This is a genomic window from Patulibacter brassicae (assembly GCF_033949425.1).
In the GTDB taxonomy this organism is placed as follows: Bacteria; Actinomycetota; Thermoleophilia; order Solirubrobacterales; family Solirubrobacteraceae; genus Patulibacter; species Patulibacter brassicae.
Genome location: NZ_JAXAVX010000002.1, coordinates 366,737 through 390,433 on the forward strand (window position 1 = coordinate 366,737; position 23,697 = coordinate 390,433).

Here is a 23,697-nt window from a genome sequence, read left to right on the forward strand (position 1 = left end):
AAGGACCGCTCCACCACCATCCCCGGGGGACCCGACCGTGAAGCTCGTGCCCGACGCGATCACCCGCCCGGGCGTGCGGCTCGGCGCCGCCGCCCAGAACGCGCTGGAGGTCGTCCGCTTCGGCGGGCTCGACGCGGGCGAGGACGAGCACGCGCCGTACGAGGTCGTCGCGTCCACGCGGCTCTTCCGGCTGCGGCGCTACTTCCCCGACGCGCAGGCCGCCGAGGACGGCACGTCCCGCCCGGCGATCGTCCTCGTCCCGCCGATGATGCTCTCGGCCGAGATCTGGGACGTCGCGCCGACCTCGAGCGCCGTCACGTCGCTGCACGAGCACGGCATGGACCCGTGGGTCGTCGACTTCGGCGCGCCGGACCAGGAGGAGGGCGGCCTGGAGCGCACGCTCACCGATCACGTCGTCGGCGTGAGCGACGCGATCGACCGCGTGCTGGAGATCGTCGACGGCGACGTGCACCTCGGCGGCTACAGCCAGGGCGGCATGTTCTGCTACCAGGCGGCCGCGTACCGCCGGGCGAAGGGCCTGGCGAGCCTCATCACCTTCGGCAGCCCGGTCGACATCGGCCGCAACCTGCCGCTCGGCATCCCCGAGCGCGTCGCGTCGGGCGCCGCCGGGGTGCTGGCCGACGTCTTCGACTCCCGGCCCCTCCCGGCGTGGGCGTCGAGCACCGGCTTCAAGCTCCTGGACCCGGTGAAGGACGTCCGGTCGCGGATCGACTTCCTGCTCCAGCTGCACGACCGGGAGGCGTTGCTGCCGCGCGAGCGCCAGCGCCGGTTCCTCGGCGGCGAGGGCTTCGTCGCGTGGTCCGGTCCGGCGATCGCCGAGCTGCTGCGGCAGTTCGTCGCGCACAACCGGATGGTGTCCGGCGGCTTCGTCATCGAGGACCGCCTCGTGACGCTCGCCGACATCACCTGCCCGGTGCTCGCCTTCGTCGGCGAGGTCGACCAGATCGCCCAGCCGCCCGCCGTCCGCGCGATCGCCTTCGCCGCGCCGCGCGCCGAGGTCTACGAGCAGCCCCTCACCGCCGGGCACTTCGGCCTCGTCGTCGGCGGTCAGGCCTCGACGGTGACCTGGCCGACGGTCGCCGCGTGGATGAGCTGGCGCGCCGGTCGCGGCGAGCGGCCGGACGTCACGCCGCTGACCGCCGACGGCCCGCCGCCCTCGACCGAGCCGGCCGGGCCGGGGATCGGGACGAGCATCGAGCTCGCCGGCTCCGTCGGCCTCGGGCTGGCGCGGACGGTGCGCCACCGCCTGCGCCGCGCCGCGCGCGGCGTGCGCGAGCTCGCCACGGAGGCCGCCAGCCAGGTCCCGCGGCTCTTCCGGCTGGAGCAGATCCAGCCGAAGACGCGGATCTCGCTCGGCCTCCTGCTCGAGGAGCAGGCGGCCCGCCAGCCCGACGGCGTGCTCTTCCTCTTCGAGGACCGGGCCCACACGCACGCGGCGGTGGGCACCCGGATCGACAACATCGTCCGCGGCCTGATCTCCGTCGGCGTCCGCCAGGGGCAGCACATCGGCGTCCTCATGGAACCGCGGCCGAGCGCCCTGGCGACCGTCGCGGCCCTCAGCCGCCTCGGCGCGGTCGTCGTGCTCATGCGCCCGGACGGCGCGCTGGCCCGCGAGGCGCAGCTCGGGCAGATCGAGCGGATCGTCTGCGACCCGGAGCTCGCCGAGGCCGCCAGCCAGGAGCTCGACGTCGAGGTGCTCGTGCTCGGCGGCGGCGGCGAGGACCGCGACCTCGGCCCCCACGTCGTCGACATGGAGCGGATCGACCCCGACCGGGTCGACGTGCCCGGCTGGTACGCGCCGAACCCCGGCCGCGCGGTCGACCTCGCGTTCATCACCTTCACCGGCGAGGGCGACCGTACGCGCGCGAAGCGGATCACGAACCATCGCTGGGCGCTCTCGGCGTTCGGCACGGCGACCGCGGCCGCGCTGACGCCGTCGGACACGGTCTACGCCGTGACGCCGCTGCACCACCCGTCCGGGCTCATGATGAGCGTCGGCGGCGCCGTCGCCTCGGGCGCGCGGATCGCGCTCGCGCGCCGCTTCGAGCCGGAGATCTTCTGGGACGAGGTCCGGCGCTACGGCGTGACGGTCGTCTCGTACACGTGGGCGCTGCTGGACCCGCTGACCTGCGCGCCCCGCAACCCGGCCGAGCGCCACCACCCGGTGCGGCTCTTCATCGGCTCGGGCATGCCGCGCGGCGTGTGGCGGCGGGTCGTGGAGCGGTTCGGCACCGGCACCGGCGGGCGCGCGCGGGTGCTCGAGTTCTACGCCTCGACCGAGGGCGACGCGGTGCTCGTGAACGTCTCGGGCGCGAAGCCCGGGTCGAAGGGCCGTCCGCTGCCCGGCAGCGCCGAGGTGCGCCTGGCGGCGTGGGACCCGGACGCCCAGGGCCTCATCGAGGGGCCGGACGGGTTCGTCCTGCCGGCGAAGCCGGGCGACGTCGGCATGCTCCTGACCCGCGTGCGCACCGGCGTCGAGGTCGCGCCGGGCCACCCGGTCCGCGGCGTGTTCGAGCGCGGTGACGCGTGGCACGTCACCGGCGACCTCTTCCGCGTCGACCTCGACGGCGAGTTCTGGCTCGTCGACCACGGCAAGGCGGCGATCCGAACCGACCACGGCCCGGTGTACGCGTTCCCGATCCAGGACGCGCTCGGCGACGTGCCGGCGATCGGCCTGGCCGTGACCTACCCGCTCGCCGATCCCGACGGGCAGCCGGTCGCGGTCACCGCGGTGACCGTCCGGGCGGGGGAGGAGCTCACCGCCGACGACCTGAACGCGGCCCTCTCCGGCGTGGCCGCGGACCTGCGGCCGGACATCATCCACGTCATCGACGAGGTCCCGCTCTCGACCTGGTCGCGTCCCCTGACCGAGCCGCTGCGCGCGCAGGGGCTGCCGCCGGCGGACCGCTCCTGGCGGCTGACCGAGGACGGCTCGTACCGCGCGGCGACCGAGGTCCCCGCCGACGCGGCGCCGGTGAGCGCGGACTGACGTCCGTCGGGCGCCCTCGCGGGGCACGCTCGGCGGTGCGCTACAACCGATCGACGATCGCGGCCGTCCCGGGCCGCGACGCTCGACCAGGGAGCAGGACATGGCCACCATCGGCCTGATCGGCGCCGGCAACATCGGCGGCAACCTCGCGCGGCGGCTCGCCGCGCTCGGCCACGACGTGCGGATCTCGAACTCGCGCGGCCCGGAGACGCTGGCCGCGCTCGCCGAGGAGATCGGCGCCACGGCCGTCGGGGCGACCGAGGCCGCCGACGGGGCGGACGTCGTGGTCGTGACGATCCCGCTCGCCCGGGTCCCGGAGCTTCCCGCCGGGATCCTCGACGGCGCCGCACCGGGCGCCGCGGTGATCGACACGAACAACTATTACCCGCAGCAGCGCGACGGGCGGATCGCCGAGATCGAGGACGGCACGCCGGAGAGCGCGTGGGTCGCCGCGCAGCTCGGCCGTCCGGTCGTCAAGGCGTTCAACGGCGTCTACGCCCAGCGGATCCTCGACGTCGGGGCGCCCGGCGCCGCCGGGTTCGCGATCCCGATCGCCGGGGACGACGCCGCGGCGAAGGAGCGGGTCTTCGAGCTCGTGCGCGAGCTCGGCTTCGATCCCGTGGACGCGGGGGGCCTCGCGGACTCCTGGCGCCAGCAGCCGGGCAGCCCGAGCTACGGCGCGGAGCTCGACGCCGACGGCCTGCGGGCGGCGCTGGCGGCGGCGAGCCCCGAGCGGACGGCGGACTGGCGCGCCTGACCGTCCCGGGGTCCCGGCGCGGCCGCGCGCGCCGGCGCCGCGGGCGCCCGGGACGGCGGCCGCGCCGGCCGTCAGGCCCGGATGCCGCCGAGCAGCAGGTCGACGAAGCCGTCGGCGACCTGCTGCGCGCTCAGGCGCCCGCCGCGACGGAACCACACGACGCTGTGGTTCACCATCCCGAGGAGGCCGAGCGCGGTCAGCCCGGGGTCCGCGAGACGCAGCTCCCCGTCGGCGACCCCCTGCTCCAGGACCGTCGTCAGGAGCGCCTCGAACGCGTCGCGGTCGCCGCGGACCTCGTCCCAGGAGGGATCCTGCTCGAGCGTGTGGCGCTCCTGCAGGAACACGGTGACGTGGTCCTGGTGCTCCTCGACGTGCGTCATCCACAGCCGCGTGAGCGCCCGCAGCCGCTCGATCGCCGTCGCGGGCGCGTCGGGGCCCTCGACGATCGGCCGCGCCTGCTCCAACAGCGGCGCCATGAGGTCGGCCAGCACCCGGCTGAGGAGCTCCGGCTTGGAGCCGATGTAGTGGTAGAGGCCGCCGCGGGTCAGGCCCGTCGCCGCGATGAGGTCGTCGATCGAGGTGCCGTGGTAGCCGTGCCTGGCGAGCACGCCCGCGCAGGTGTCGAGCACCTCCCGCTGGCGCTCGTCGTAGCGCTCGCGGAGGTGGGGCTTCTTCGGCGGGGCGGCCATCGGGTGACGCGAACGGTACGAGGAGCGGGGGCCGGATCGCCGGCCGCCCGGAGGGGCGATCGGAACGCGGCTTGAAATTTAGACCGTTCGTTCGGTACAAGTCCAGCATGGATCTGGATCTGCCCGACGACGTGCGCGCGCTGCAGGCCGTCGTCCGCGAGTTCGCGCGTCAGGAGGTCGCCCCCGTCGCCGAGGAGCTCGACCGCGAGAAGCGCTTCCCCTACGAGCTCGTCGCGAAGATGGGCGAGCTCGGCTGGATGGGCATCCCGTTCCCGGAGGAGGTCGGCGGCGCCGGCGGCACGACGCTCCAGTACGCCGTGGCCGTCGAGGAGCTCACGCGGGTCGACTCGTCCGTGGCGATCACGATGTGCGCCCACACGTCGCTGGGCACGCAGCCGATCTACCTCTTCGGCGACGACGCCCAGAAGGAGCGCTACCTGCCGGACCTCTGCGCGGGGCGCAAGCTCGGGGCGTTCGGCCTGACCGAGCCCGGAGCCGGCAGCGACGCGGGCAACACCGCCACGCGCGCCCGGGAGGAGGGCGACGAGTGGGTCATCGACGGCGCGAAGCAGTTCATCACGAACGCCGGGACCGACATCTCGGGCGTCGTGTCGCTCACGGCCGTGACCGGGCAGGACGAGCGCGGCGGCAAGGAGGTCTCGGCCTTCGTCGTGGAGAACGGGACCCCCGGCTACGAGCCGGGCGCGCCGTACCGCAAGATGGGCTGGAACGCCTCCGACACGCGCCCGCTGAGCTTCGACGGCTGCCGCGTGCCCGCCGAGAACCTGCTCGGCCCGCGCGGCCACGGCTTCAAGCAGTTCCTGCGGATCCTCGACATCGGCCGGATCGGCGTCGCGGCGATGGGGCTCGGCCTCGCCCAGGGCGCGCTGGACGAGGCGGTCGCCTACGCGAAGGAGCGCGAGGCGTTCGGGCAGTCGATCGGCAAGTTCCAGGCGATCCAGATCAAGCTCGCCGACATCGCCACGGAGATCGAGGCCGCCCGGATGCTCGTCTACAAGGCGGCGGCGCTGAAGGACGCCGGGCGCGACTTCTCGCTGACCGCGGCCCAGGCGAAGTACAAGACGGGCCGGCTCGCGGTCCGCGCTGCCGAGGACGCGGTCCAGATCCACGGCGGCTACGGGTACATCGAGGAGTACCCCGTGTGCCGCTTCTACCGGGACGCGAAGATCCTCACGATCGGCGAGGGCACCGACGAGGTCCAGCAGATGGTCATCTCGCGCGCCCTGCTCGCGGCCTGAGCCCGGCCGCCCGACGACGAGGAGCGACATGGCCCCCGAGCAGCCCACCGACGACGACCTGCCCGCGACCGTCCGGATCCGCGAGGTCGGACCGCGCGACGGCTTCCAGAACGAGCCCGAGCGGATCGCGACCGACGACAAGGTCGCGCTCATCGATCGGCTCGTGCGCACCGGCATCGACCGGATCGAGCTGACGTCGTTCGTCCGGCCCGACGTCATCCCGCAGCTCGCCGACGCCGAGGAGGTGCTGCGGCGGATCGACGTGCCGGAGGGCGTGTCCCGGTCCGTCCTCGTCCCGAACGAGCGCGGCCTCGACCGGGCGCTGCCGCTGCGCGAGCGCTTCGACGAGGTCGGCGTGTTCCTCTCCGCCTCCGAGACGCACAACCGCAAGAACGTCAACCGCGCCGTGCAAGAGTCGCTCGCCGGGATCGCCCCGGTCGTGGCCCGCGCCCAGGCGGAGGGGCTGCACGTCGAGGCGGTGATCGCGACGAGCTTCGGCTGCCCGTACGAGGGCGACGTCGATCCCGCCCGGGTGCGGGAGATCGCCGGCGAGCTCGCCGCGATGGGCGTCACGGAGATCGGCTTCGGCGATACGACGGGCATGGCGAACCCCCGCCAGGTCCGCCGGTTCTTCGCCGACGCCGCGGCCGCGCTGCCGGGCGTCCTGCTGACGGCGCACTTCCACAACACCCGCGGGCAGGGCCTGGCGAACGCCGTCGCCGCCCTCGAGGCCGGTTGCACGAGCTTCGAGTCGAGCTTCGGCGAGCTCGGGGGCTGTCCCGTCCCGAAGGGCGCCACCGGCAACATCGCCACGGAGGACCTCGTGTCGATGCTCCACGAGATGGGCGTCGCCACCGGCATCGACCTGCGGGCGCTGCTCGACGCGAGCCGGGCCGTTCAGGGGGTGCTCGGCCGCCCGCTGGGCTCCCATACGCTCGTGGCCGGGCCGATCGACTGGCACCGCGACGCGGGGGCGCCCGCATGAGCGTCCTGGGAGGGGAGCAGTCGATGGCCGCGACCGTCACGGACCCGAGCGTCGGCGCCGGGCGCGAGCCGATCCGGCGCGTCCTGATCGCCAACCGCGGCGAGATCGCCGTCCGGATCGCCGCGACGCTGCGGCGGCTCGGCGTCGCGTCGGTCGTCGTCCGCGCGCCGGACGAGGCGCCGGACGCGCCGCACGTCCTCGCGGGGGACCGGGCGATCGCGCTGCGCCGCACCGGCGAGCGCTCGCCGTACCTCGACGTCGAGCAGCTCGTGGCGATCGCCGGCGCGGAGGGCTGCGACGCGGTCCACCCCGGCTACGGCTTCCTGGCCGAGCGCGACGACGCCGCGCAGGCGTTCGTCGACGCCGGGATCCGCTGGATCGGGCCGACGCCCGAGGCGATCGCGCTGCTCGGCGACAAGAGCGCCGCGAAGCGGACCGCGATCGCCGGTGACGTCCCGGTCGTCCCGGGTCTCGACGCCGACGAGCTGACCGAGGAGGGCGTCCGCGCGTTCGCGCAGGAGCACGGCCTGCCGGTGCTCCTGAAGGCCGCCGCCGGTGGCGGCGGCAAGGGCATGCGCCGCGTCGACGAGCTCGGCCAGGTGCCGGACGCGGTCGGCGCCGCCCGTCGCGAGGCGGAGGCCGCCTTCGGTCGCGGCGACCTGCTCGTGGAGCGGCTCGTGGAGCCCGCGCGGCACGTCGAGGTCCAGGTCGCCGCGGACCACCACGGCGCGGCGGTCGCGATCGGCGAGCGCGAGTGCAGCCTCCAGCGCCGGCACCAGAAGCTGCTGGAGGAGTCGCCGGCCCCCGGGCTGAGCGACGCGACGCGCCGTCGCCTGCACGACGCCGCGGTGCGCCTGGCGACGACCTCCGGCTACCGCAACCTCGGCACCGTCGAGTTCCTCGTCGAGGCGCCCGACGCCGCCGCCGACCCCGACGCGCCGGGGATCTACTTCCTCGAGATGAACGCCCGGCTGCAGGTCGAGCACCCGGTGACCGAGCTCGTGCACCGGCTCGACCTCGTCGAGCTGCAGCTGCGGATCGCCGAGGGCGTCCCGCTGGCCGTCCTCCTGCCCGACGGCGGGGTGGGTGGGGACCACGTCGCTCGCGGCCACGCCATCGAGGCGCGGATCTGCGCCGAGCGCACGGTCGGCACGAGCTTCCTGCCGGCCGTCGGCACGGTCGTGGCCTACCGGGAGCCGGCCGGGGTCGGCGTGCGCGTGGACTCGGGCATCACGACCGGCAGCGTCGTGAGCACGGCGTTCGACCCGATGCTCATGAAGGTCATCGCCTTCGGCGCCGACCGGGAGCAGGCGCGCGAGCGGCTCGTCGCGGCGCTCGCCGAGCTCGCGGTGCTCGGCGTCGAGACGAACGCCGCGTTCCTGCGACGGCTCCTCGGCCACCCCGACGTCGTCGCGGCGCGCACGACGACGACGCTCCTGGAGCGGCTGCTCGCCGACGAGGAGGCCGGCCCGGCGCTGCGGGAGCCGCCGGCGGCCGAGCGCGCGCGGGCCGCCGTCGCCCTGGCGGCCGCCGAGCGGCTCGCCCTCGGCGGCACGGCGGACGCGGGCTTCGGCGACGCCGACGGCTGGCGCGTGGGCCGACGCGCCGCGACGCGCCTGGCCTGGCGCGACGGCGAGGACGAGCCGCTCGTCACGACGGTCCGGCCGACCGACGACGGCGGGCTCGAGGTCGCGCTCGACGACGGCGAGGCACGGGTCGTCCGGGCGCACGCCGTGGCCGGACCGGCCGACGACCTGGTGCTGCGGGTCGTGCAGGACGGCGACGAGGCGACCTGGCGTCGCGTGCCCGATGGCGAGTGGCGCTGGCTGCACGGCCCGACCGGCACGGTGGCCTGGCGCCCGGAGCCCGCGCGCGCGGCGGGGGCCGCGGCCGGCTCCGGGAGCCTCGAGGCGCCGCTGCCCGGCGTCGTCCTGGCGGTCCGCACCCCGGCGGGCACGCGGGTGGCGGCCGGCGAGACGGTCGTCGTGCTCGAGTCGATGAAGATGGAGCTCGACGTGAGCGCCCCGCGCGACGGCGTCGTCGCCCACGTCGACGTCGCCGTCGGCGACCACGTGCAGCGCGGCCAGGTCCTGGCCGCGGTCGAGGAGGAGGACGAGGCATGAGCACCGAGACGACCGCGACCGCCGGCGCGCCCGACGCGCCGGCCCCGACGAACCGCGAGCGCCACCTGGCGCTCATCGACGACCTCCGCGCCCGGCTGGACCGCGTCGCCGCCGGCGGCGGGGAGCGGGCGCGCGAGCGGCACGTCTCCCGCGGGAAGCTCCTGCCGCGCGAGCGGATCGACCGGCTCGTGGACCCGTTCAGCCCGTTCCTCGAGCTCAGCCCGCTGGCGGCCGAGGAGGTCTACGACGACGACGTCCCGGCCGCGGGGATCATCACCGGGGTCGGCCGGATCCACGGCCGCGAGGTGGTGATCGTCGCCAACGACGCCACCGTCAAGGGCGGCACGTACTACCCCCTGACGGTGAAGAAGCACCTGCGCGCGCAGGAGATCGCCCTCGAGAACCGCCTCCCCTGCATCTACCTCGTGGACTCCGGCGGGGCGTTCCTGCCCAAGCAGGACGAGGTCTTCCCGGACAAGGAGCACTTCGGCCGGATCTTCTACAACCAGTCCCGCCTCTCCCGCGAGGGGATCGCGCAGATCGCCGCGGTCATGGGCTCCTGCACCGCCGGCGGCGCGTACGTCCCGGCGATGAGCGACGAGACCGTGATCGTCAAGGAGCAGGGGACGATCTTCCTCGGCGGCCCGCCGCTCGTGAAGGCCGCCACGGGGGAGGAGGTCACGGCGGAGGAGCTCGGCGGTGGCGACCTGCACGCCCGGACCTCCGGCGTCGTGGACCACCTGGCCGAGGACGATGCGCACGCGATCGAGATCGTCCGGCGGATCGTCGCGACGCTCCCGCACGAGCGCCGTCGCGCGGCGGGCGGCGCGCTGGCGTCCGACCCGGCACCGGAGGAGGGGGCGCCGCTGGCGCCGTGGGCCACCCGCGCCCCGCGCCCGCCGCGCGAGGACCCGGAGACCCTGCTCGACGTGGTGCCGGTCGACACGCGCGAGCCGTACTCGCCGCGGCCGCTGATCGAGCGGCTCGTCGACGGCAGCGACCTCCACGAGTTCAAGCCGCTCTACGGCGAGACGCTCGTGACCGGGTTCGCCCATGTCCAGGGCCACCCCGTCGGGATCCTCGCCAACGACGGGATCCTCTTCCGCGAGTCGGCCCTGAAGGCCGCGCACTTCATCGAGCTCTGCGACGAGCGCTCGGTGCCGCTGCTCTTCCTCCAGAACATCGCCGGCTACATGGTCGGCCGCGAGTACGAGGCCGGCGGGATCGCGAAGGACGGCGCGAAGATGGTCGCCGCCGTCTCGTGCGCCCGGGTGCCGAAGCTCACCGTCGTCGTCGGCGGCTCGCACGGCGCCGGCAACTACGGGATGTGCGGCCGGGCGTACTCGCCCCGGTTCCTCTGGATGTGGCCCAACGCGCGCATCGGCGTGATGGGCGGCGAGCAGGCGGCGACCGTCCTGACCACCGTGCGCGAGCAGCAGCTCGCCGCGCGCGGCGAGACGTTCTCCGACGAGGACCGCGAGGCGATGGCCGCCCCGGTGCGCTCGCAGTTCGAGCGCCAGGGCAACCCGGTCTACGCCTCGGCGCGGCTCTGGGACGACGGGATCATCGACCCGCGCGACACGCGCCGCGTCGTCGGCCTGGCGCTCGACGCGTGCGCCAACGCACCGCTGCCGCCGGTCCGCCGGCCGCTGTTCCGGATGTAGCGCGCATGCGCACGACCCGCGGCGGGCAGGCGCGGGTCATGACGCACACCGAGTCCCCCGTCCGGCAGCGCGCCGTCGTCACCGGCGCCTCGAGCGGCATCGGGCGCGAGCTCGCCCGCCAGCTCGCCGCTCACGACTTCGACCTCGTCGTCGCCGCCGAGGACGACGACATCGAGCACGTCGCGCAGGAGCTGCGCGGCTCCGGCGTCGCGGTCCAGGCGGTCCGCGTCGACCTCGCGCGTCGCGACGGCGTCGACGAGCTCTGGTCGGTCGTCGAGGGCGACGCGCGGCCGCTGGACGTCGCGGTCATCAACGCGGGCGTCGGGTTCGGCGGCCCGTTCGCCGAGACCTCGCTGGACGACCACCTGCGGCTCGTCGACCTGAACGTCGGCCACACGGTCCACCTCGCCAAGCACGTGGTGGACCGGATGGTCGGGCAGGGCTCGGGGCGGATCCTCATCACCTCCTCGATCGCGGCGTCGGCGCCCGCGCCCTACCAGGCGACCTACGGCGCGTCGAAGTCGTTCGTGCAGTCCTTCGCCGAGGGGCTGCGGCGCGAGCTGGACCCCCACGGCGTGAGCGTCACCGCGCTGCAGCCGGGCCCGACCGACACCGAGTTCTTCGTGCGCGCCGACATGGAGGACACGAAGGTCGGCGCCGGCCCGAAGGACGATCCCGCCGAGGTCGCCCGCGAGGGGTTCGAGGCGATGATGCGCGGCGAGGACCACGTCGTCACCGGCGGCGCGAGCAACAGCGTCCAGGCGACGGTCGGCTCGGTCGTGCCCGACCGGCTGGGAGCGCGGATGCAGGAGCGCCAGACGAAGCCCGGGTCGGCGAAGGACTGAGCCTCAGGGAGCCGGCAGCAGGTCGGCGAGGCGCAGCGCCGCGCCGAGCGCGAGCGGGTCGTCGTCCGCCGCGCCGGCGGCCAGCAGCTCGCGGGCCTTGCGCACGCGGTACTTCACCGTGTTCTCGTGGATCCCGAGCCGGCGGGCCACGGCGACGTTGCTGCCGCGCTCCTCGAGGTGCGCACGGAGCGTCACCCGCAGCCGCCGCGCGCCGTCCTCGTCCTCGGCCAGCGCGCCGAGCCGGGCCTCGACGAACCGCCGTGCGCGCTCCTCGTCGCCGGTCAGCAGCGCGAGCAGGTCCGTGTCGCGGTAGCGGCTCAGCCGCGGCGGTCGCGGGGCGAGCACCGCGACCCGACGGGTCTCGAGCGCGTCCTGGTGCGAGCGCACGAACCCCGCGGGGCCGGCGGCGGGCGCGCCGATCGCGACGTGCAGCACCGCCGGCAGGGGACCGGCCGCGGCCTCCCGCGGGGCCGGTCGCTCGCCGGTCGGGCGCGTGCGCTGGGCGGCGGACGGCGCGGCGCGCAGCGCGCGATCCTCGAGCGGGGCGTCGCCGGCGATCCACGCCCACAGCAGCCGCCCCCCGACCGGGATGCGCAGCAGGGCGCGGCCGCCGGCCGCGTCGGCGAGCCGCTGCGCCTCGGACTCCAGCCGCCCCAGCGGCTCGTCGGTCGCCTCGCCGCCCTCGGCCCACAGCACGAGGCCGAGGTGGTGGCCGCGCAGCGGATGGCCGAGCCGGCGCTCGGCGGCGTCGACGTCGACGGCCTCGCCGGCGAGCAGCGCGGTGACGACCTCCGCCCGGGCGAGCTCGGCGCTGCGCACGAGCCGCTGGCGCTCGCCGAGGAAGAGGTCGGTGATCGCGGCCGAGAGACCGTCGACGTAGCCGAAGCTCAGCTCGACGAGCCGCTCCGACGCCCGGCCGAGCGTCCCGGGATCGTCGGCGAGCTCGCGCAGCAGCGCGAGCATCTCGCGCGCGACGAAGCCGTGCGCCAGCCGGTAGGCGCGCAGCAGCGGCGGCAGCGGTCGGTTGCGCCGGACCCAGGCGCGCGAGAGCGCGCGCGCCGACTCGGGCACCGCGACCTCGCGCGGGAGGGCGCCGTCGCGGACGATCGCCAGCCAGGCGGCCGTGCCCTCGCGGGCCGCGGTGACGAGCACGTCGGCGATCTCGGGCTCGTCGGCGAGATCCGCGACGCTCCCGATGAGGTGCCCCGACAGGCGGTCGGCGAGCGCGTCGAGCCGCTCGCGGCTGCGCTCCACGGTCGCCCGCAGCGCGGCGTCGACGGCGGGATCGGAGGAGGGGATGCTGGCCACGGTCGCCAGCCTACGGCGGGTCGCGCGTGCCCTTTCGTCCTCTCCGGACAACGCCCGCGGCCGGGTTGTCGGAGCGGGACGAGCGACCGAGGGAGCGCCGGGCCTACGGTCGTCCCCATGAGCCAGACGCCCGTGACCGACCGCCTCCGAGACGTCGCATGACGATCGCGAGCTTCACCGTCCTGGGGGTCGGCGTCGCCGGCCTCTCGATCCCGCTCTTCACCGCCGTGATCGGCTACGTCACGAACTGGACCGGCATCTGGATGCTCTTCAGCCCGCTGGAGTTCCGGGGCGCGCGGATCCCGGGGCTCGCGCGGATCGGGCCGGCGCTGCCGCGCCGGCTGCGGCTCGTCCCGCTCGGCCTCGCCGAGGGCCGCCTCGGCTGGCAGGGGATCATCCCCTCGCGGGCCGCGAAGATGGGCTCGATCGCCGTCGACAAGGGCCTCTCGCGGCTGGGTGGCGCCGCCGACTTCTACCGCCAGCTGCAGCCGGACGAGATCGCCGCACGGCTCGAGCGGGAGCTGTCGCCGCAGGTGCCGGAGCTCGTCGACGAGGCCATCCGTGCCCGCTACGGCGGGTTGTGGGACCGCGTCCCGGCCGGGGCCAAGCGCTCGATCGAGCGGCGCGTCCAGGACGAGCTGCCCGCGGCGCTGCGGCGCGTGACCGTCCGGATCGGCGACGACGTCGACGAGCTGCTCGACATCAAGCTCATGGTCATCCGTCGGATGGCCGAGCGGCCGCAGCTGGCCAACCGCGTCTTCCAGGAGGTCGGCGAGCGCGAGCTGCAGATGATCATCCGGCTCGGCTTCGTGTTCGGCTTCGTGCTCGGGATCCCGCTCGTGGCGCTCGTCTCGGCGGTGCCGCAGTGGTGGGTCCTGCCGCTGGCCGGGATCGTCATCGGGTGGGTCACGAACTGGCTGGCGATCGAGGCGATCTTCTCGCCGCTCGAGCCGCGGAGGATCGGCCCGCTGACCGTCCACGGCCTCTTCATCCGCCGCCAGCACGACGTCGCCGAGATCTACAGCTCGATCATCGCGGAGGAGGTCCTGACCGTCGAGCGGCTCGCCGACGACCTGCTGCACGGACCGAAGTCCGACCGGACCCGGGCGATGATCGCGGAGGAGCTCGAGCCGGTCCTCGATCACGCGCTCGGCTCCGCGCGGATCGCGCTCAAGGCGGCCGTCGGCGCCGGCGACTACGCCGCGCTCGGCGCCGAGATCGCCCGTCGCTCGACCGCGCGGTCCCTGGCCCCGCTCGCCGATCCCGAGCTCAACGCGCGCCAGGGCGTCCACATCCACCGGATGCTCACCGAGCGGATGCGCAGCCTCAGCCACCCCGAGTTCGCCGAGCTCCTGCGCGCGGCGATGAAGGAGGACGAGTGGCTGCTCCTGCTGCACGGCGGCGCGCTCGGCGTCGTCGGCGGCCTCCTGCACCTCGCCGTCTTCGGAACCCATGTCTGACCGTCGGAGGACCCCCGTGATCGCCATCGCCACCGCCCCGCTCGACCTCGCCGGATCCGTCGCTCGCTGGGGCGGCCGCGGCCTGCGCCGGCAGCTCCGCGCGCTGCTCGACGAGCCGACCGGACCCGAGCGCGCGCTCGGCACCGGGACGGCCGACGCGTGCACCGCCGGACCGGCGGGCCCCGGCGGCGGCGGCCTCGGGGCGCGGTTCGCCGCGCTGCTGGAGCAGAGCTCCCGGGTCGCGCGCGACGACGGCGCGCCGGACCCCGTCCTCGGCCGCCTGCTGGAGCAGCTCAGCCCGGACGGCGCGCGCGTCCTGCGCCTGCTCGCCGAAGGGGGCCCGCAGCCGATGCTCGACGTTCGTGTCCGCGAGGGCCTGCGGGGCGGCGAGCGGACCGTGCTGGCGGACGCGACGATGGCGGTCCGGGAGGCGGGGGTGCGCACCGCGCTGGACCCGGCGGTGCTGCTCGACGACCTGCGGCGGCTCGGGATCGCGACCGCCTGCGACGAGCCGCTGCCGGGCGACGGGCCCTACGAGGTGCTCGAGGCGCAGCCGGAGGTCGCCCTGGCGCGCCGGGTCGGTCGTGCGCGCCTCGTGCGCAAGCGCCTCGTGCTCACCCCGCTGGGCCGGGACCTCGCCCGCGCCGTCGGCCTGGCCCCGTAGGGCCGGACGAGCGCGGGTGGCCGGGGCCGCGCGGCCGGGCACGGGCGCGTGGCGTCCTCGGTCAGCCGGCCCGCAGCACGGCTCGCCCGACCCGCACGACGGTCGCGACGACCTCGGCTTCGGGCGGCGGCTCGGGTCGTCCGAGCGCGTCGGCGATCACCGCGCGCAGCGCGCCGATGATCGCGGCCGCCGCGAGGCCGGCGTCGATGGCCGGGTCGAGCTCCCCGCGTCGCTGCCCGTGCTCGATGTTGCGCGCCGCCTGCGCGACGTGGCGACGCAGGCGGGCGGCGTCGACCTGCGTCGCCGCCGCGTCGTGCACGAGCCCGGCGGCCACCGCCCGCCCGAGCGGGTGGGCGTAGAGGAACGCGACCTCGCGCCCGATCCGGTGCTCCTCGCGCACGAGCCAGCCGGCGCCGGCCGGCAGGTCGGGGTCCTCGCCCAGCGGACGATCGAACACCGCCGCCGCGTAGTCGTCGTAGAGCGCGTCCACGACGGCGGCGACGAGGCCGTCGCGGCCGGCGAAGTAGCGGTAGAGCACGCTGGGGGCGACGCCGCAGCGCTCGGCGACGGCGGCGACCTCGATCCGCCCGTCGGCGGCGAGCTGCGCCGCGGCGGCGTCCAGCAGGCGCGCCCGGGTGGCCCGGCCCTTCGCGGTCGCCGGACCGCCGGCGTCCCGCGCGAGGGCGGGTGCGGCGCCGTCCCGAGCGCGGCTCACGGCTCGATGACGTGCTCGGGGTTCGGCCGCCGCTCCGGGGGCGCCTGGCCGTAGTCGCCGAAGGGGCCGTCGCGCTCGGCGACGACGGCGCGCACGCCCTCGCGCTCGGCGCGGTCGATGAACGCCAGCGCGTCGGGCGTGTTGCGCATCAGGCCGTCGAGGATCGGCCCCAGGGTCTGCGTGGCGTGCAGCCCCATCTGCTCGTAGGCCTGGTTCACCATGAGCTTCTGCGCCGCGAGCTGCGAGCTCGGGATCCGCGCGAGGTCGGCCGCGAGCGCCGCGACGGTCGCCTCGAGCTCGGCGAACGGCACCGCGCGGTTGATGAGCTCCACGTCGGCGGCCTCGCGCCCGGTGAGCGGCCGCCCCGTCAGCGCGTGCTCCTTCGCCTTCGTCAGGCCGAGGCGGTACAGCCACATCCCGGAGAGGTACGCGCCCCACATCCGGCTGTAGGGCGTGCCGATGACGGCGTCCTCGCTCGCCACGACGAGGTCCGCGCAGAGGGCGAAGTCGCTCCCGCCGCCCACGCACCAGCCGTGCACCTGCGCGATCACCGGCTTCGGGCAGCGCCAGATGCTCATGAGCTGCTGGGTCGGCGAGAGCTGCGGCGCGGTGGCCATGACGAAGTCCTTGCCCGGGTCCCAGCGCCCGTCGGTCTCCAGCAGCTCGCCCCAGTGGTGGAAGCCGTCGCCGAAGTCGTAGCCGGCGCAGAACGCCCGGCCGGCGCCCCGCAGGACGACGACCTTCACCGCCGGATCGCGCGTGGCGCGCAGGACCGCCGCCTCGACCTCCTCGGGCATCGGCGGCACGATCGTGTTCAGCTCGGCGGGACGGTCCAGCGTGATCGTCGCGACCGGGCCGTCGGTCGCGTAGCGGATCGTCTCGTAGGCCGGGTCGGTCGCGGAGGGCATGGCCGACGGTAGTCGGGCCGACCCTCCCGAGTCAAGAAGTGATGTCACTTCTCGTGTGTGACAGGCAGGAGGGCCTCGAGCCAGGTCGTCACGAGCGGCGGCGTCGCCGCCGGGTTCCAGAGCGCGCGGACCGCCGTCGTCGCCGGAGGGTCGAGCTCGCGGACGAGCACCCGTCCGCCGACCGCGGGCCCGGGACGGTCCGTCACGAGCGCGAACCGGTCCGGCGCGACGACCGAGGTGACCGGCGGCGTCCCCTGCATCGCGCTGCGCACCGTGCGCGGGGTGAATCCGGCCGCACGGCAGCGCTCGATCAGCTCGTCGGCGTGGTTCGAGCGCCCGGGATCGCCCCACACGATCAGGCGGTCCTCGGCGAGGTCCCCGAGCGCGACCCGCTCGCGGCCGGCGAGCGGGTGGTCGCGATGGAGGGCGACGCGCAGGGCGTGCTCGGCGACGATCCGGCCCTCGAGCCCGGCCGGTGCGGCGAGGGCGCGCGCGAGGCCGAGGTCGAGCGTCCCCCGCGCGAGCTCGTCGAGCAGGTCGCTCGGGTACCGCTGGGTGGCCGCGAACCGCACGTCGGGCACGCGGTCCAGCAGCGGCGCGGTGAGCTCGTGGACCTGCTCCCCGCTGAGGGCGGGGGTGTGCCCGACGCGCAGGACCGGGTGATCGCCGCGGTCGACGCGGCGCACGCGCTCGCGGGCCGCGAGCGCGGCGGCCACCAGCGACCGCGCGTCGGTGAGCAGCGCGCGGCCCGGCTCGGTGAGGGCCACGCGGCGCGTGGTCCGGGTGAGCAGCGTCACGCCGAGCTCGCGCTCGAGTCGGCGGATGGAGTCCGAGAGCGCCTGCTGGCTCAGGTGCAGCCGCGTGGCGGCGGCGGTGAAGCTCCGGTCCTCGGCGACCGCGATGAAGTGCTCGAGCTTGCGCAGGTCCAGCGGCACGAGCCCCACGGTACGCGATCCACCGGCGCTGCTTGTGGATCCACCAGCAGCGCGCGTTTCCCTCCGCGGCACGTCGCTCGTAGCGTCGGTCTCCGCGTCCCGGGCCCGCGGTCGCCGCCGCGCCCGCGGCCCCGACGCCGCGCACCCCGCACCCCACGAAGGAGCACCCGATGTCCCCCACGCTCGAGTCCCAGGTCGTCCTGATCGCCGGCGGCGCGAAGAACCTCGGCGGCCTCCTGAGCCGCGAGGTCGCCGCCCGCGGCGCCGACGTCGTCGTCCACTACAACAGCGACGCCTCGGCCGACGCCGCGCGGGAGACGGTGGCCGCCGTCGAGGCGGCGGGCCGCCAGGCGATCGCCGTGCAGGGCGACCTCAAGCGCCCGGCGAACGTCCAGGCCCTGTTCGACGCCGCGATCGACCGCTTCGGCAAGGTCGACGTCGCCGTGAACACCGTCGGCAAGGTCCTGAAGAAGCCGATCGTCGAGACGACCGAGGCCGAGTACGACGAGATGTTCGCGATCAACGCGAAGGCGGCGTACTTCTTCCTCCAGGAGTCCGGCAAGCGGATCGAGGACGGCGGGCGGATCGTCACGATCGTGACGTCGCTGCTGGCGGCCTTCACCGGCCTCTACTCGACGTACGCCGGCTCGAAGTCGCCGGTCGAGCACTTCGCCCGCGCCGCCGCGAAGGAGCTCGCGCCGCGCGGGATCTCCGTGACGGCCCTCGGGCCCGGGCCGATGGACACGCCGTTCTTCTACCCGGCCGAGGACGACGACTCGATCGCCTACCACCGCTCGCAGAGCCTCAACGGCGAGCTGACGAAGATCGAGGACATCACGCCGATCATCGAGTTCCTCGTGACCGGCGGCTGGTGGATCACCGGCCAGACGATCTTCGCCAACGGCGGCTACACGACGCGCTGAGCCGCGCGGCACCCCCGCCCGTGGAGAGCGGGCACGCGCCAACCTCGACCGGGCCCGGCGGCGGATCGCCGCCGGGCCCGTACGCTGCCCCGCGTCCCCCGAACGGCCCCGGAACACGCATGACCACCACCCTTCGCCGCGCCGGCGACCAGGCCCAGCGCGTCACGACGCTCGAGCTGTTCTTCGACCTCGTCTTCGTCTTCGCGATCACGCAGACCTCGCACCTCCTGCTCGAGCACCTCAGCTGGGAGGGCGCCGGGCAGACGGCCCTCGTGCTGCTCGTCGTGTGGTGGTCGTGGAACTTCACCACCTGGGCGATGAACGAGCTGGACCCCGAGTCCGGCCCGGTCCGCCTGCTGCTCCTCGTCCTCATGCTGCTGGGGCTGCTGATGGCCGTGGCGATCCCCGAGGCGTGGGGCGACCGGGCGCTGCTCTTCGTCGGCTGCTACGTCGCGGTGCAGCTCCTGCGCCACGGGTTCCTCGCCTTCTCCGCGGCCCGTCCCGGAACCGTCGAGCGCGACCGGGCGGCGCGGATCTTCACGTGGTTCGTCGTCGCGGGCGCGTTCTGGATCGCCGGCGGGATCGCGGACGGCGGCTCCCGGACGGCGCTCTGGCTCGTCGCGCTGCTGATCGACTACGGCGGACCGCTGGCGCTGTACTGGCTGCCGGGCCGCGGGCGGTCCCCGGCCGGCGCGTGGGACGTCGGGGCGTCGCACTTCGCCGAGCGCTTCCAGCTGTTCGTGATCATCGCGCTCGGCGAGACGATCATCCTCACCGGCGCCACCGCGTCCAGCCACGAGCTCGATCTCGTCTCGACCCTCGCCGTCGTGCTGGCGTTCGTCAGCACCGCGACGCTCTGGTGGCTGTACTTCGGCTCGATCGCCCTGCTGACGGAGACGCACCTGCACGGCGCCGAGGAGCAGCGGACGACGGTCGCCCGCGACATCTTCACGTACCTCCACGTCGTGCTGATCGGCGGGATCGTCGCGAGCGCCGTGGGCGACGAGGTGATCCTCGCGCACCCGAAGGACGAGCTGGAGACCGCCGCGCTCATCGCCGCCGTCGCCGGACCGGTGCTCTACCTGCTGGCGCAGGACCTCATGCGGCTGCGCAACACGGGGAGGCTCAGCCCGTCGCGGACCATCGCGATCGGCGCGTGCCTGCTCATCGGGCTGGCCGGGACCGCGATCCCGGCGTTCGCCGTCGGCGTGCTGCTCGTGGTGACGCTCCTGTCGGTCGCCGGGTACGACACCTGGCGCCGCCGCCACCGTCCCGGGCCGACGATGCGCGCCGCGCTCGCCGCCGACCGCTGATCGACGACCGTTCAGCTGCGCGCGACGAAGCGGCTGTAGAGCGCCGCGGCCTGCGCGCGGTTGGCGACCCGGAGCTTGCGCAGGATGTGCTTCACGTGCGTCTTCACCGTGCCGTGCGAGAGGACGAGCTCCTCGGCGATCCGCTGGTTCGTCGCGCCGGCGGCCAGCAGCTCGAGCACCTCGAGCTCGCGCCGCGTGAGCGCCTGCGCGAGCCGGGCCACGGGCGTGTCGGATCGTCCGGGCGCCGTCGTGCGCGGCAGCAGCGAGCGGGCCGGGGCCAGCGCGTCGTCGGCGACGGCCTCCAGCGCCGCCGCGGTGTGCCGGACGGCGTGCGCCTGCCGTCGCGCGCGCTCCTGCGCGCCGGCCCGCTCGAACGCCAGGCCGACGGCCGATGCGAAGGCCTCGAGCACCACGAGGTCGCCGGCGTCGACCGGCCGTCCCTGCTCGCGGTCGCCGTGCAGCAGCCCGACCGGGCGCCCGTCCTCGAGGATCGGCGCCACGGCGTAGGGCCCGCGCACCGCGACCGCGCAGCTGCGCCCGCCGTCGCCGAGCACGGCGCGGCGGCGGCGCAGGGCGTCGCGCTCCGGGCCGTCCTCGGGCAGGGCGAGCCCGCGGTCGGCCGCCTCCGCCACGAGCGCCCCGGCCGCGGCCCGGTCGTCCGCGACCGCGGCGCTGATCATGAGCGGCCGCTCGTCGGCCGTGCACAGGACGAGCCCGCGCCCGAACCCGAGGCACGCGGTGAGCGCGCCCGCCGTCGCGTCGCAGAGCCCCTGCCGGTTCGCGGGCCCGCGGAGGCGCTCGATCGCGCGCCGCAGGTCCCCGATCGTCGCGCCGTCCATCGGGACGCCACGCTACTCGCTCCGGAGGCTCCCGCCACGGCGAGCCGCGTGCCGCATCGCCGACCGGGGGAGGAACCTGTCCCGAACGGACGGTGCACGGCGCGCCGCGCGGGCCGCAGGCTTCCCGGCATGACGAGCTCGACGAGCGGCGGGACCCCGGCGCGCACGCAGGACCGGACCTGGCACGACGTGTTCCTGCCCGACGACGTCGCCCACGTCCGCGAGCTCGCGCGGACGTCGGTCGCGCGGCACCTCGCACCGGTGGCCCGCGAGATCGGCGCGATGGAGGAGTCCGCGGACGCCTTCCCCTGGGAGGCCTTCCGCGGCCTCGCCGCCGACGGCCTCTTCGCGGTGCCGTTCCCCGAGCCGCACGGCGCGGGGCTCGAGCACGCGATGCTGGCGACCTGCCTCGTCACGGAGGAGATCGCCTACGAGTCCTCCTCGATGGCCGGGGTCTACGACGGCCAGTGCATCCTCAACGCCCGCGCGCTCTCGTTCGCCCGGCCGGAGGTCCAGGAGCTCGTCCTGCCGTCGCTGGTCTCCGGGGCGTCGGCCTTCTCCTTCGCCACCACCGAGCCGGACGCCTCGAGCGACCTGACGCCGACGGCGCTGCGGACGGTCGCCCGGCGCGTCGACGGCGGGTTCCGGATCAGCGGTCGCAAGCGCTGGATCACGAACTCCGTCGTCGCGGACTGGTGCTGCGTGCTCTGCCGCGACGGCGACGAGCCCGCGCTGACGTTCCTCCTCGTCGACATGCGCGCCGACGGGGTGACGGTCGGCGCGCCCGACCGCAAGCTCGGGCACCGCGGCCAGATCACCGCCGACATCGTCTTCGAGGACGTCCTCGTGCCGGAGGAGCGCGTCCTCGGCGCGCCCGGCAAGGGCCTGGGCGCGGCGCTCGCGTCGCTGGCCGCCGGGCGGGTGGGGATCGCCGCGGCCGGCGTCGGCGTCGCGCAGAAGGCGCTCGACCTGGCGGTCGAGCGGGTCCGCTCCCGCGTGCTCTTCGGCAAGCGGCTGGGGGAGATGCAGCACTGGCAGTACCGGCTGGCCGACCACGCCACGCACCTCGAGGCGGCGCGGTCGCTCTACCAGAAGGCGGCGGTCCGACTGGACCGCGGCGACCGCTCCGGCGAGCCCGAGGCGTCGATGGCCAAGCAGTTCGCGACGAAGCTCGCCAACGACGTCGCCCGCGACGCGGTGCAGGTCTTCGGCGGCTACGGCTTCGCGCGCGAGATCGCCGCGACCGGCGAGACCTTCCAGCTCGAGGAGCTCTTCCGCGACGCGAAGGTCCTCGAGATCTTCGAAGGGGCCAACGAGGTCCTCCAGTGGGTCATCGCGCGGTCCCTGATCGGTCGCGACGTGACGGGCTGAGCGGCGCGGCGCCGGTCACCCCGGAGGCGGCGCCCGCGGCGCGCGGCACCGCCGGCCGCGGCCGACCGGCCGCGGCCGCCTACGCGTCCTCGAGCAGCTCGGACTGCTCGAGCCAGTCCGCCTCGGACTGCTCGCGCTGCGCGACGAGCTCGGCGAGCTCGACCTGGAGCTCCCGCAGCCGGACGTGGTCGCTGATCGCGGCGGCCATCTCCTCCTGGAGCGCCTCCTCGCGGGCGGCGAGCTTCTCGAGCTGGCGCTCGAGCCGCGCGACCTCCTTGCGCGCGGCGCGGACGATCGCCCCGCGCGGGCGCGCGCCGGCCTCCGGCGCGGCCGACGCCGGGGCCCGCGGCGCCTGCTCGAGCGCCTCGCGGCGCTCGGCGACGTACTGCTCGATGCCGCCGGGCAGGTGCCGGATCGAGCCGTCCTCGGCGAGGCCGTAGACGTCGTCGCAGACCCGCTCGACGACGTAGCGGTCGTGGCTCACGATCACGAGCGTCCCCGGCCAGCGGTCCAGCAGGTCCTCGAGGGCGGTCAGCGTGTCGATGTCCAGGTCGTTCGTCGGCTCGTCGAGCAGCAGGACGTTCGGCTCGGCGAGCATCACCCGCATGAGCTGCAGCCGCCGGCGCTCGCCGCCGGAGAGGTCGCGCACGAGCGTCCGGCCCTTCGCCCCGCGGAAGCCGAAGCGGTCCGCGAGCGAGCCGGCCGTGAGCTCCTCGCCCTCGCTCGTCGTCGCGACCCCGCGGACCTCCTCGAGCGCCTCGATCACCATGAGGTCGCCGCGGACCTCGACCGTGTCCTGGGAGAGCATGCCCAGCCGGACGGTGCTGCCGCGCTGGACCGTGCCGGACTCCGGCTCGATCTCGCCCGCGAGGGTGCGCACGAGCGTCGACTTGCCGGCGCCGTTGACGCCGACGAGCGCGACGCGGTCGCCGGGACCCAGGCGCCAGGTCACGCCCCGCAGGACGGTCCGCTCGCCGCGGCGCACCACGACGTCCTCCGCCTCCAGCACGGTGTTGCCCAGCCGCGCGCTGGCGAAGCGCAGCAGCTCGACGCCGTCGCGGGCGGGCGGCTCGTCCGCGATCAGCTCGTTGGCGGCCTCGATCCGGAACTTCGGCTTCGACGTCCGCGCCGGCGGGCCCCGTCGCAGCCATGCGAGCTCCTTGCGCAGGAGCTGCCGGCGGCGGGCGTCGGCGGCGGCCGCCTGCCGGTCGCGCTCGGCGCGGGCCAGCACGTAGGCCGCGTAGCCGCCCTCGTACTGGTGCACGTCGCCGTCGGCGACCTCCCACGTGTGGGTGCACACGGCGTCGAGGAACCAGCGGTCGTGGGTGATGACCACGAGCGCGCTGCGGCGGGCGGCGAGGTGGCGCGCGAGCCAGTCGACCCCCTCGACGTCGAGGTGGTTCGTCGGCTCGTCGAGCAGCAGCAGGTCGAGCTGCAGCGTCAGCGCCTGCGCGAGCGCGATCCGGCGCCGCTCGCCCCCGGAGAGGCCGCCGATCACCGTGTCGAGGCCCTGGGCGAAGCGCGAGAGCGTCACGCCGCCGAGCAGCCCGTCGAGGACGTCGCGGAAGCGCGGGTCGCCGGCCCACTCGTGCTCGGCGCGCTCCCCGATGAGCTCCTGGCGGATCGTCGCGGCCGGGTCGAGCGGGTCCTGCTGGTCGACGACCGCCGAGCGGAGCCCGTTCTGGCGCGTCACCTGGCCGCCGTCGGGCTGCTCGCGGCCCGCGATGAGCCGCAGGAGCGTCGACTTGCCGTCGCCGTTGCGCCCGACGATGCCGATCCGGTCGCCGGCCGCCACGCCGAGCGTCACGCGGTCGAGGATCCGGCGGCTGGCGTACTCCTTGCCGGCCGCCTGGAGGTTCACGAGGTTGCGCGGGGGCGGAGCCATCGGCGCCTCATCCTGCCCGACGGCCCGCGTCGCGCGTCGGGCGA

General features: G+C 75.4%; 19 protein-coding genes. 12 read left to right on the forward strand and 7 right to left on the reverse strand.

Translation table 11 applies throughout. The features are described from left to right. Positions 1-37: 37 nt before the first annotated feature. Both SK069_RS06800 and SK069_RS06805 read left to right on the forward strand, forming a co-directional pair. Positions 38-3,010, forward strand: a complete 2,973-nt coding sequence (locus tag SK069_RS06800; RefSeq protein ID WP_319953440.1) for an AMP-binding protein — start codon at positions 38-40, stop codon at positions 3,008-3,010. Between the two features lie 49 nt (positions 3,011-3,059). Next, positions 3,060-3,767: an NADPH-dependent F420 reductase gene (locus tag SK069_RS06805; protein WP_319953629.1), complete on the forward strand. Its 708-nt coding sequence runs from the start codon at positions 3,060-3,062 to the stop codon at positions 3,765-3,767. A gap of 71 nt (positions 3,768-3,838) precedes the next feature. Here the strand turns inward: SK069_RS06805 and SK069_RS06810 are convergent, their stop codons facing one another. Then, positions 3,839-4,456, reverse strand: a complete 618-nt coding sequence (locus SK069_RS06810; RefSeq protein ID WP_319953441.1) for a TetR/AcrR family transcriptional regulator — start codon at positions 4,454-4,456, stop codon at positions 3,839-3,841. Positions 4,457-4,563: 107 nt separating this feature from the next. Here SK069_RS06810 and SK069_RS06815 point away from each other — a divergent pair, with 107 nt between their 5' ends. Genes SK069_RS06815 through SK069_RS06835 form a run of 5 tightly spaced genes read left to right on the forward strand, consistent with a single transcriptional unit; the run spans position 4,564 to position 11,332 of the window. Then, entirely contained in the window at positions 4,564-5,715 is a 1,152-nt protein-coding gene (locus SK069_RS06815; RefSeq protein ID WP_319953442.1) for an acyl-CoA dehydrogenase family protein, read from the forward strand. Between the two features lie 28 nt (positions 5,716-5,743). Beyond that, complete coding sequence (locus SK069_RS06820; protein WP_319953443.1) at positions 5,744-6,700, forward strand: hydroxymethylglutaryl-CoA lyase; 957 nt, start codon at positions 5,744-5,746, stop codon at positions 6,698-6,700. Then, positions 6,697-8,823, forward strand: a complete 2,127-nt coding sequence (locus tag SK069_RS06825; RefSeq protein WP_319953444.1) for an ATP-binding protein — start codon at positions 6,697-6,699, stop codon at positions 8,821-8,823. Before SK069_RS06820 ends, SK069_RS06825 begins: the two co-directional genes overlap by 4 nt. Beyond that, complete coding sequence (locus SK069_RS06830) at positions 8,820-10,487, forward strand: carboxyl transferase domain-containing protein (RefSeq protein ID WP_319953445.1); 1,668 nt, start codon at positions 8,820-8,822, stop codon at positions 10,485-10,487. Before SK069_RS06825 ends, SK069_RS06830 begins: the two co-directional genes overlap by 4 nt. 5 nt (positions 10,488-10,492) lie before the next feature. Next, positions 10,493-11,332, forward strand: coding sequence for an SDR family NAD(P)-dependent oxidoreductase (locus tag SK069_RS06835; RefSeq protein WP_319953446.1), 840 nt, complete (start codon positions 10,493-10,495; stop codon positions 11,330-11,332). A gap of 3 nt (positions 11,333-11,335) precedes the next feature. Here SK069_RS06835 and SK069_RS06840 read toward each other — a convergent pair whose 3' ends face one another. Next, positions 11,336-12,640, reverse strand: coding sequence for a PucR family transcriptional regulator (locus SK069_RS06840; RefSeq protein WP_319953447.1), 1,305 nt, complete (start codon positions 12,638-12,640; stop codon positions 11,336-11,338). A 158-nt stretch (positions 12,641-12,798) separates the two neighbouring features. Between SK069_RS06840 and SK069_RS06845 the strand changes: the two genes are divergently transcribed. Both SK069_RS06845 and SK069_RS06850 read left to right on the forward strand, forming a co-directional pair. After that, positions 12,799-14,100 (forward strand): hypothetical protein, encoded by a 1,302-nt coding sequence (locus SK069_RS06845; protein WP_319953448.1) that lies wholly within the window; start codon positions 12,799-12,801, stop codon positions 14,098-14,100. Between the two features lie 16 nt (positions 14,101-14,116). Then, positions 14,117-14,764 carry an Abi-alpha family protein gene (locus tag SK069_RS06850; protein WP_319953449.1) on the forward strand — a complete coding sequence of 216 codons (648 nt, stop codon included), beginning with the start codon at positions 14,117-14,119 and terminating at the stop codon, positions 14,762-14,764. Between the two features lie 61 nt (positions 14,765-14,825). Here SK069_RS06850 and SK069_RS06855 read toward each other — a convergent pair whose 3' ends face one another. From SK069_RS06855 to SK069_RS06865, 3 genes are read right to left on the reverse strand one after another with little or no spacing between them, the layout of a single operon-like run. Continuing rightward, positions 14,826-15,479, reverse strand: a complete 654-nt coding sequence (locus SK069_RS06855) for a TetR/AcrR family transcriptional regulator (RefSeq protein ID WP_319953450.1) — start codon at positions 15,477-15,479, stop codon at positions 14,826-14,828. Next, positions 15,476-16,387 carry a crotonase/enoyl-CoA hydratase family protein gene (locus SK069_RS06860; protein ID WP_319953451.1) on the reverse strand — a complete coding sequence of 304 codons (912 nt, stop codon included), beginning with the start codon at positions 16,385-16,387 and terminating at the stop codon, positions 15,476-15,478. Before SK069_RS06860 ends, SK069_RS06855 begins: the two co-directional genes overlap by 4 nt. Before the next feature lie 44 nt (positions 16,388-16,431). Continuing rightward, positions 16,432-17,322, reverse strand: a complete 891-nt coding sequence (locus SK069_RS06865) for a LysR family transcriptional regulator (protein WP_319953452.1) — start codon at positions 17,320-17,322, stop codon at positions 16,432-16,434. Positions 17,323-17,492: 170 nt separating this feature from the next. On the opposite strand from SK069_RS06865, the gene SK069_RS06870 reads away from it, so the two are divergent. Together SK069_RS06870 and SK069_RS06875 are read left to right on the forward strand one after the other, a co-directional pair. Beyond that, a complete protein-coding gene (locus tag SK069_RS06870; protein ID WP_319953453.1) occupies positions 17,493-18,245 on the forward strand; it encodes an SDR family oxidoreductase in 753 nt (250 codons plus the stop codon). Positions 18,246-18,364: 119 nt separating this feature from the next. Further along, positions 18,365-19,558, forward strand: coding sequence for a low temperature requirement protein A (locus SK069_RS06875; RefSeq protein ID WP_319953454.1), 1,194 nt, complete (start codon positions 18,365-18,367; stop codon positions 19,556-19,558). Positions 19,559-19,569: 11 nt separating this feature from the next. Here the strand turns inward: SK069_RS06875 and SK069_RS06880 are convergent, their stop codons facing one another. Next, positions 19,570-20,397 (reverse strand): helix-turn-helix transcriptional regulator, encoded by an 828-nt coding sequence (locus SK069_RS06880; protein ID WP_319953455.1) that lies wholly within the window; start codon positions 20,395-20,397, stop codon positions 19,570-19,572. Between the two features lie 129 nt (positions 20,398-20,526). Here SK069_RS06880 and SK069_RS06885 point away from each other — a divergent pair, with 129 nt between their 5' ends. Beyond that, positions 20,527-21,768 (forward strand): acyl-CoA dehydrogenase family protein, encoded by a 1,242-nt coding sequence (locus tag SK069_RS06885; RefSeq protein WP_319953456.1) that lies wholly within the window; start codon positions 20,527-20,529, stop codon positions 21,766-21,768. 79 nt (positions 21,769-21,847) lie between these two features. Here SK069_RS06885 and SK069_RS06890 read toward each other — a convergent pair whose 3' ends face one another. After that, on the reverse strand, positions 21,848-23,653 hold the full coding sequence (locus SK069_RS06890) for an ABC-F family ATP-binding cassette domain-containing protein (RefSeq protein WP_319953457.1): 1,806 nt from the start codon (positions 23,651-23,653) through the stop codon (positions 21,848-21,850). Positions 23,654-23,697: the final 44 nt, after the last annotated feature.

Bases quoted from the DNA above. Each gene is read 5' to 3' on its own strand.
- SK069_RS06885 (WP_319953456.1), top strand. From the start codon at position 20,527: ATGACGAGCTCGACGAGCGGCGGGACCCCGGCGCGCACGCAGGACCGG.
- SK069_RS06845 (WP_319953448.1), top strand. From the start codon at position 12,799: ATGACGATCGCGAGCTTCACCGTCCTGGGGGTCGGCGTCGCCGGCCTC.
- SK069_RS06810 (WP_319953441.1), bottom strand. From the start codon at position 4,456: ATGGCCGCCCCGCCGAAGAAGCCCCACCTCCGCGAGCGCTACGACGAG.
- SK069_RS06875 (WP_319953454.1), top strand. From the start codon at position 18,365: ATGACCACCACCCTTCGCCGCGCCGGCGACCAGGCCCAGCGCGTCACG.
- SK069_RS06880 (WP_319953455.1), bottom strand. From the start codon at position 20,397: ATGGACGGCGCGACGATCGGGGACCTGCGGCGCGCGATCGAGCGCCTC.
- SK069_RS06830 (WP_319953445.1), top strand. From the start codon at position 8,820: ATGAGCACCGAGACGACCGCGACCGCCGGCGCGCCCGACGCGCCGGCC.
- SK069_RS06820 (WP_319953443.1), top strand. From the start codon at position 5,744: ATGGCCCCCGAGCAGCCCACCGACGACGACCTGCCCGCGACCGTCCGG.
- SK069_RS06860 (WP_319953451.1), bottom strand. From the start codon at position 16,387: ATGCCCTCCGCGACCGACCCGGCCTACGAGACGATCCGCTACGCGACC.
- SK069_RS06890 (WP_319953457.1), bottom strand. From the start codon at position 23,653: ATGGCTCCGCCCCCGCGCAACCTCGTGAACCTCCAGGCGGCCGGCAAG.
- SK069_RS06870 (WP_319953453.1), top strand. From the start codon at position 17,493: ATGTCCCCCACGCTCGAGTCCCAGGTCGTCCTGATCGCCGGCGGCGCG.
- SK069_RS06835 (WP_319953446.1), top strand. From the start codon at position 10,493: ATGCGCACGACCCGCGGCGGGCAGGCGCGGGTCATGACGCACACCGAG.
- SK069_RS06815 (WP_319953442.1), top strand. From the start codon at position 4,564: ATGGATCTGGATCTGCCCGACGACGTGCGCGCGCTGCAGGCCGTCGTC.
- SK069_RS06825 (WP_319953444.1), top strand. From the start codon at position 6,697: ATGAGCGTCCTGGGAGGGGAGCAGTCGATGGCCGCGACCGTCACGGAC.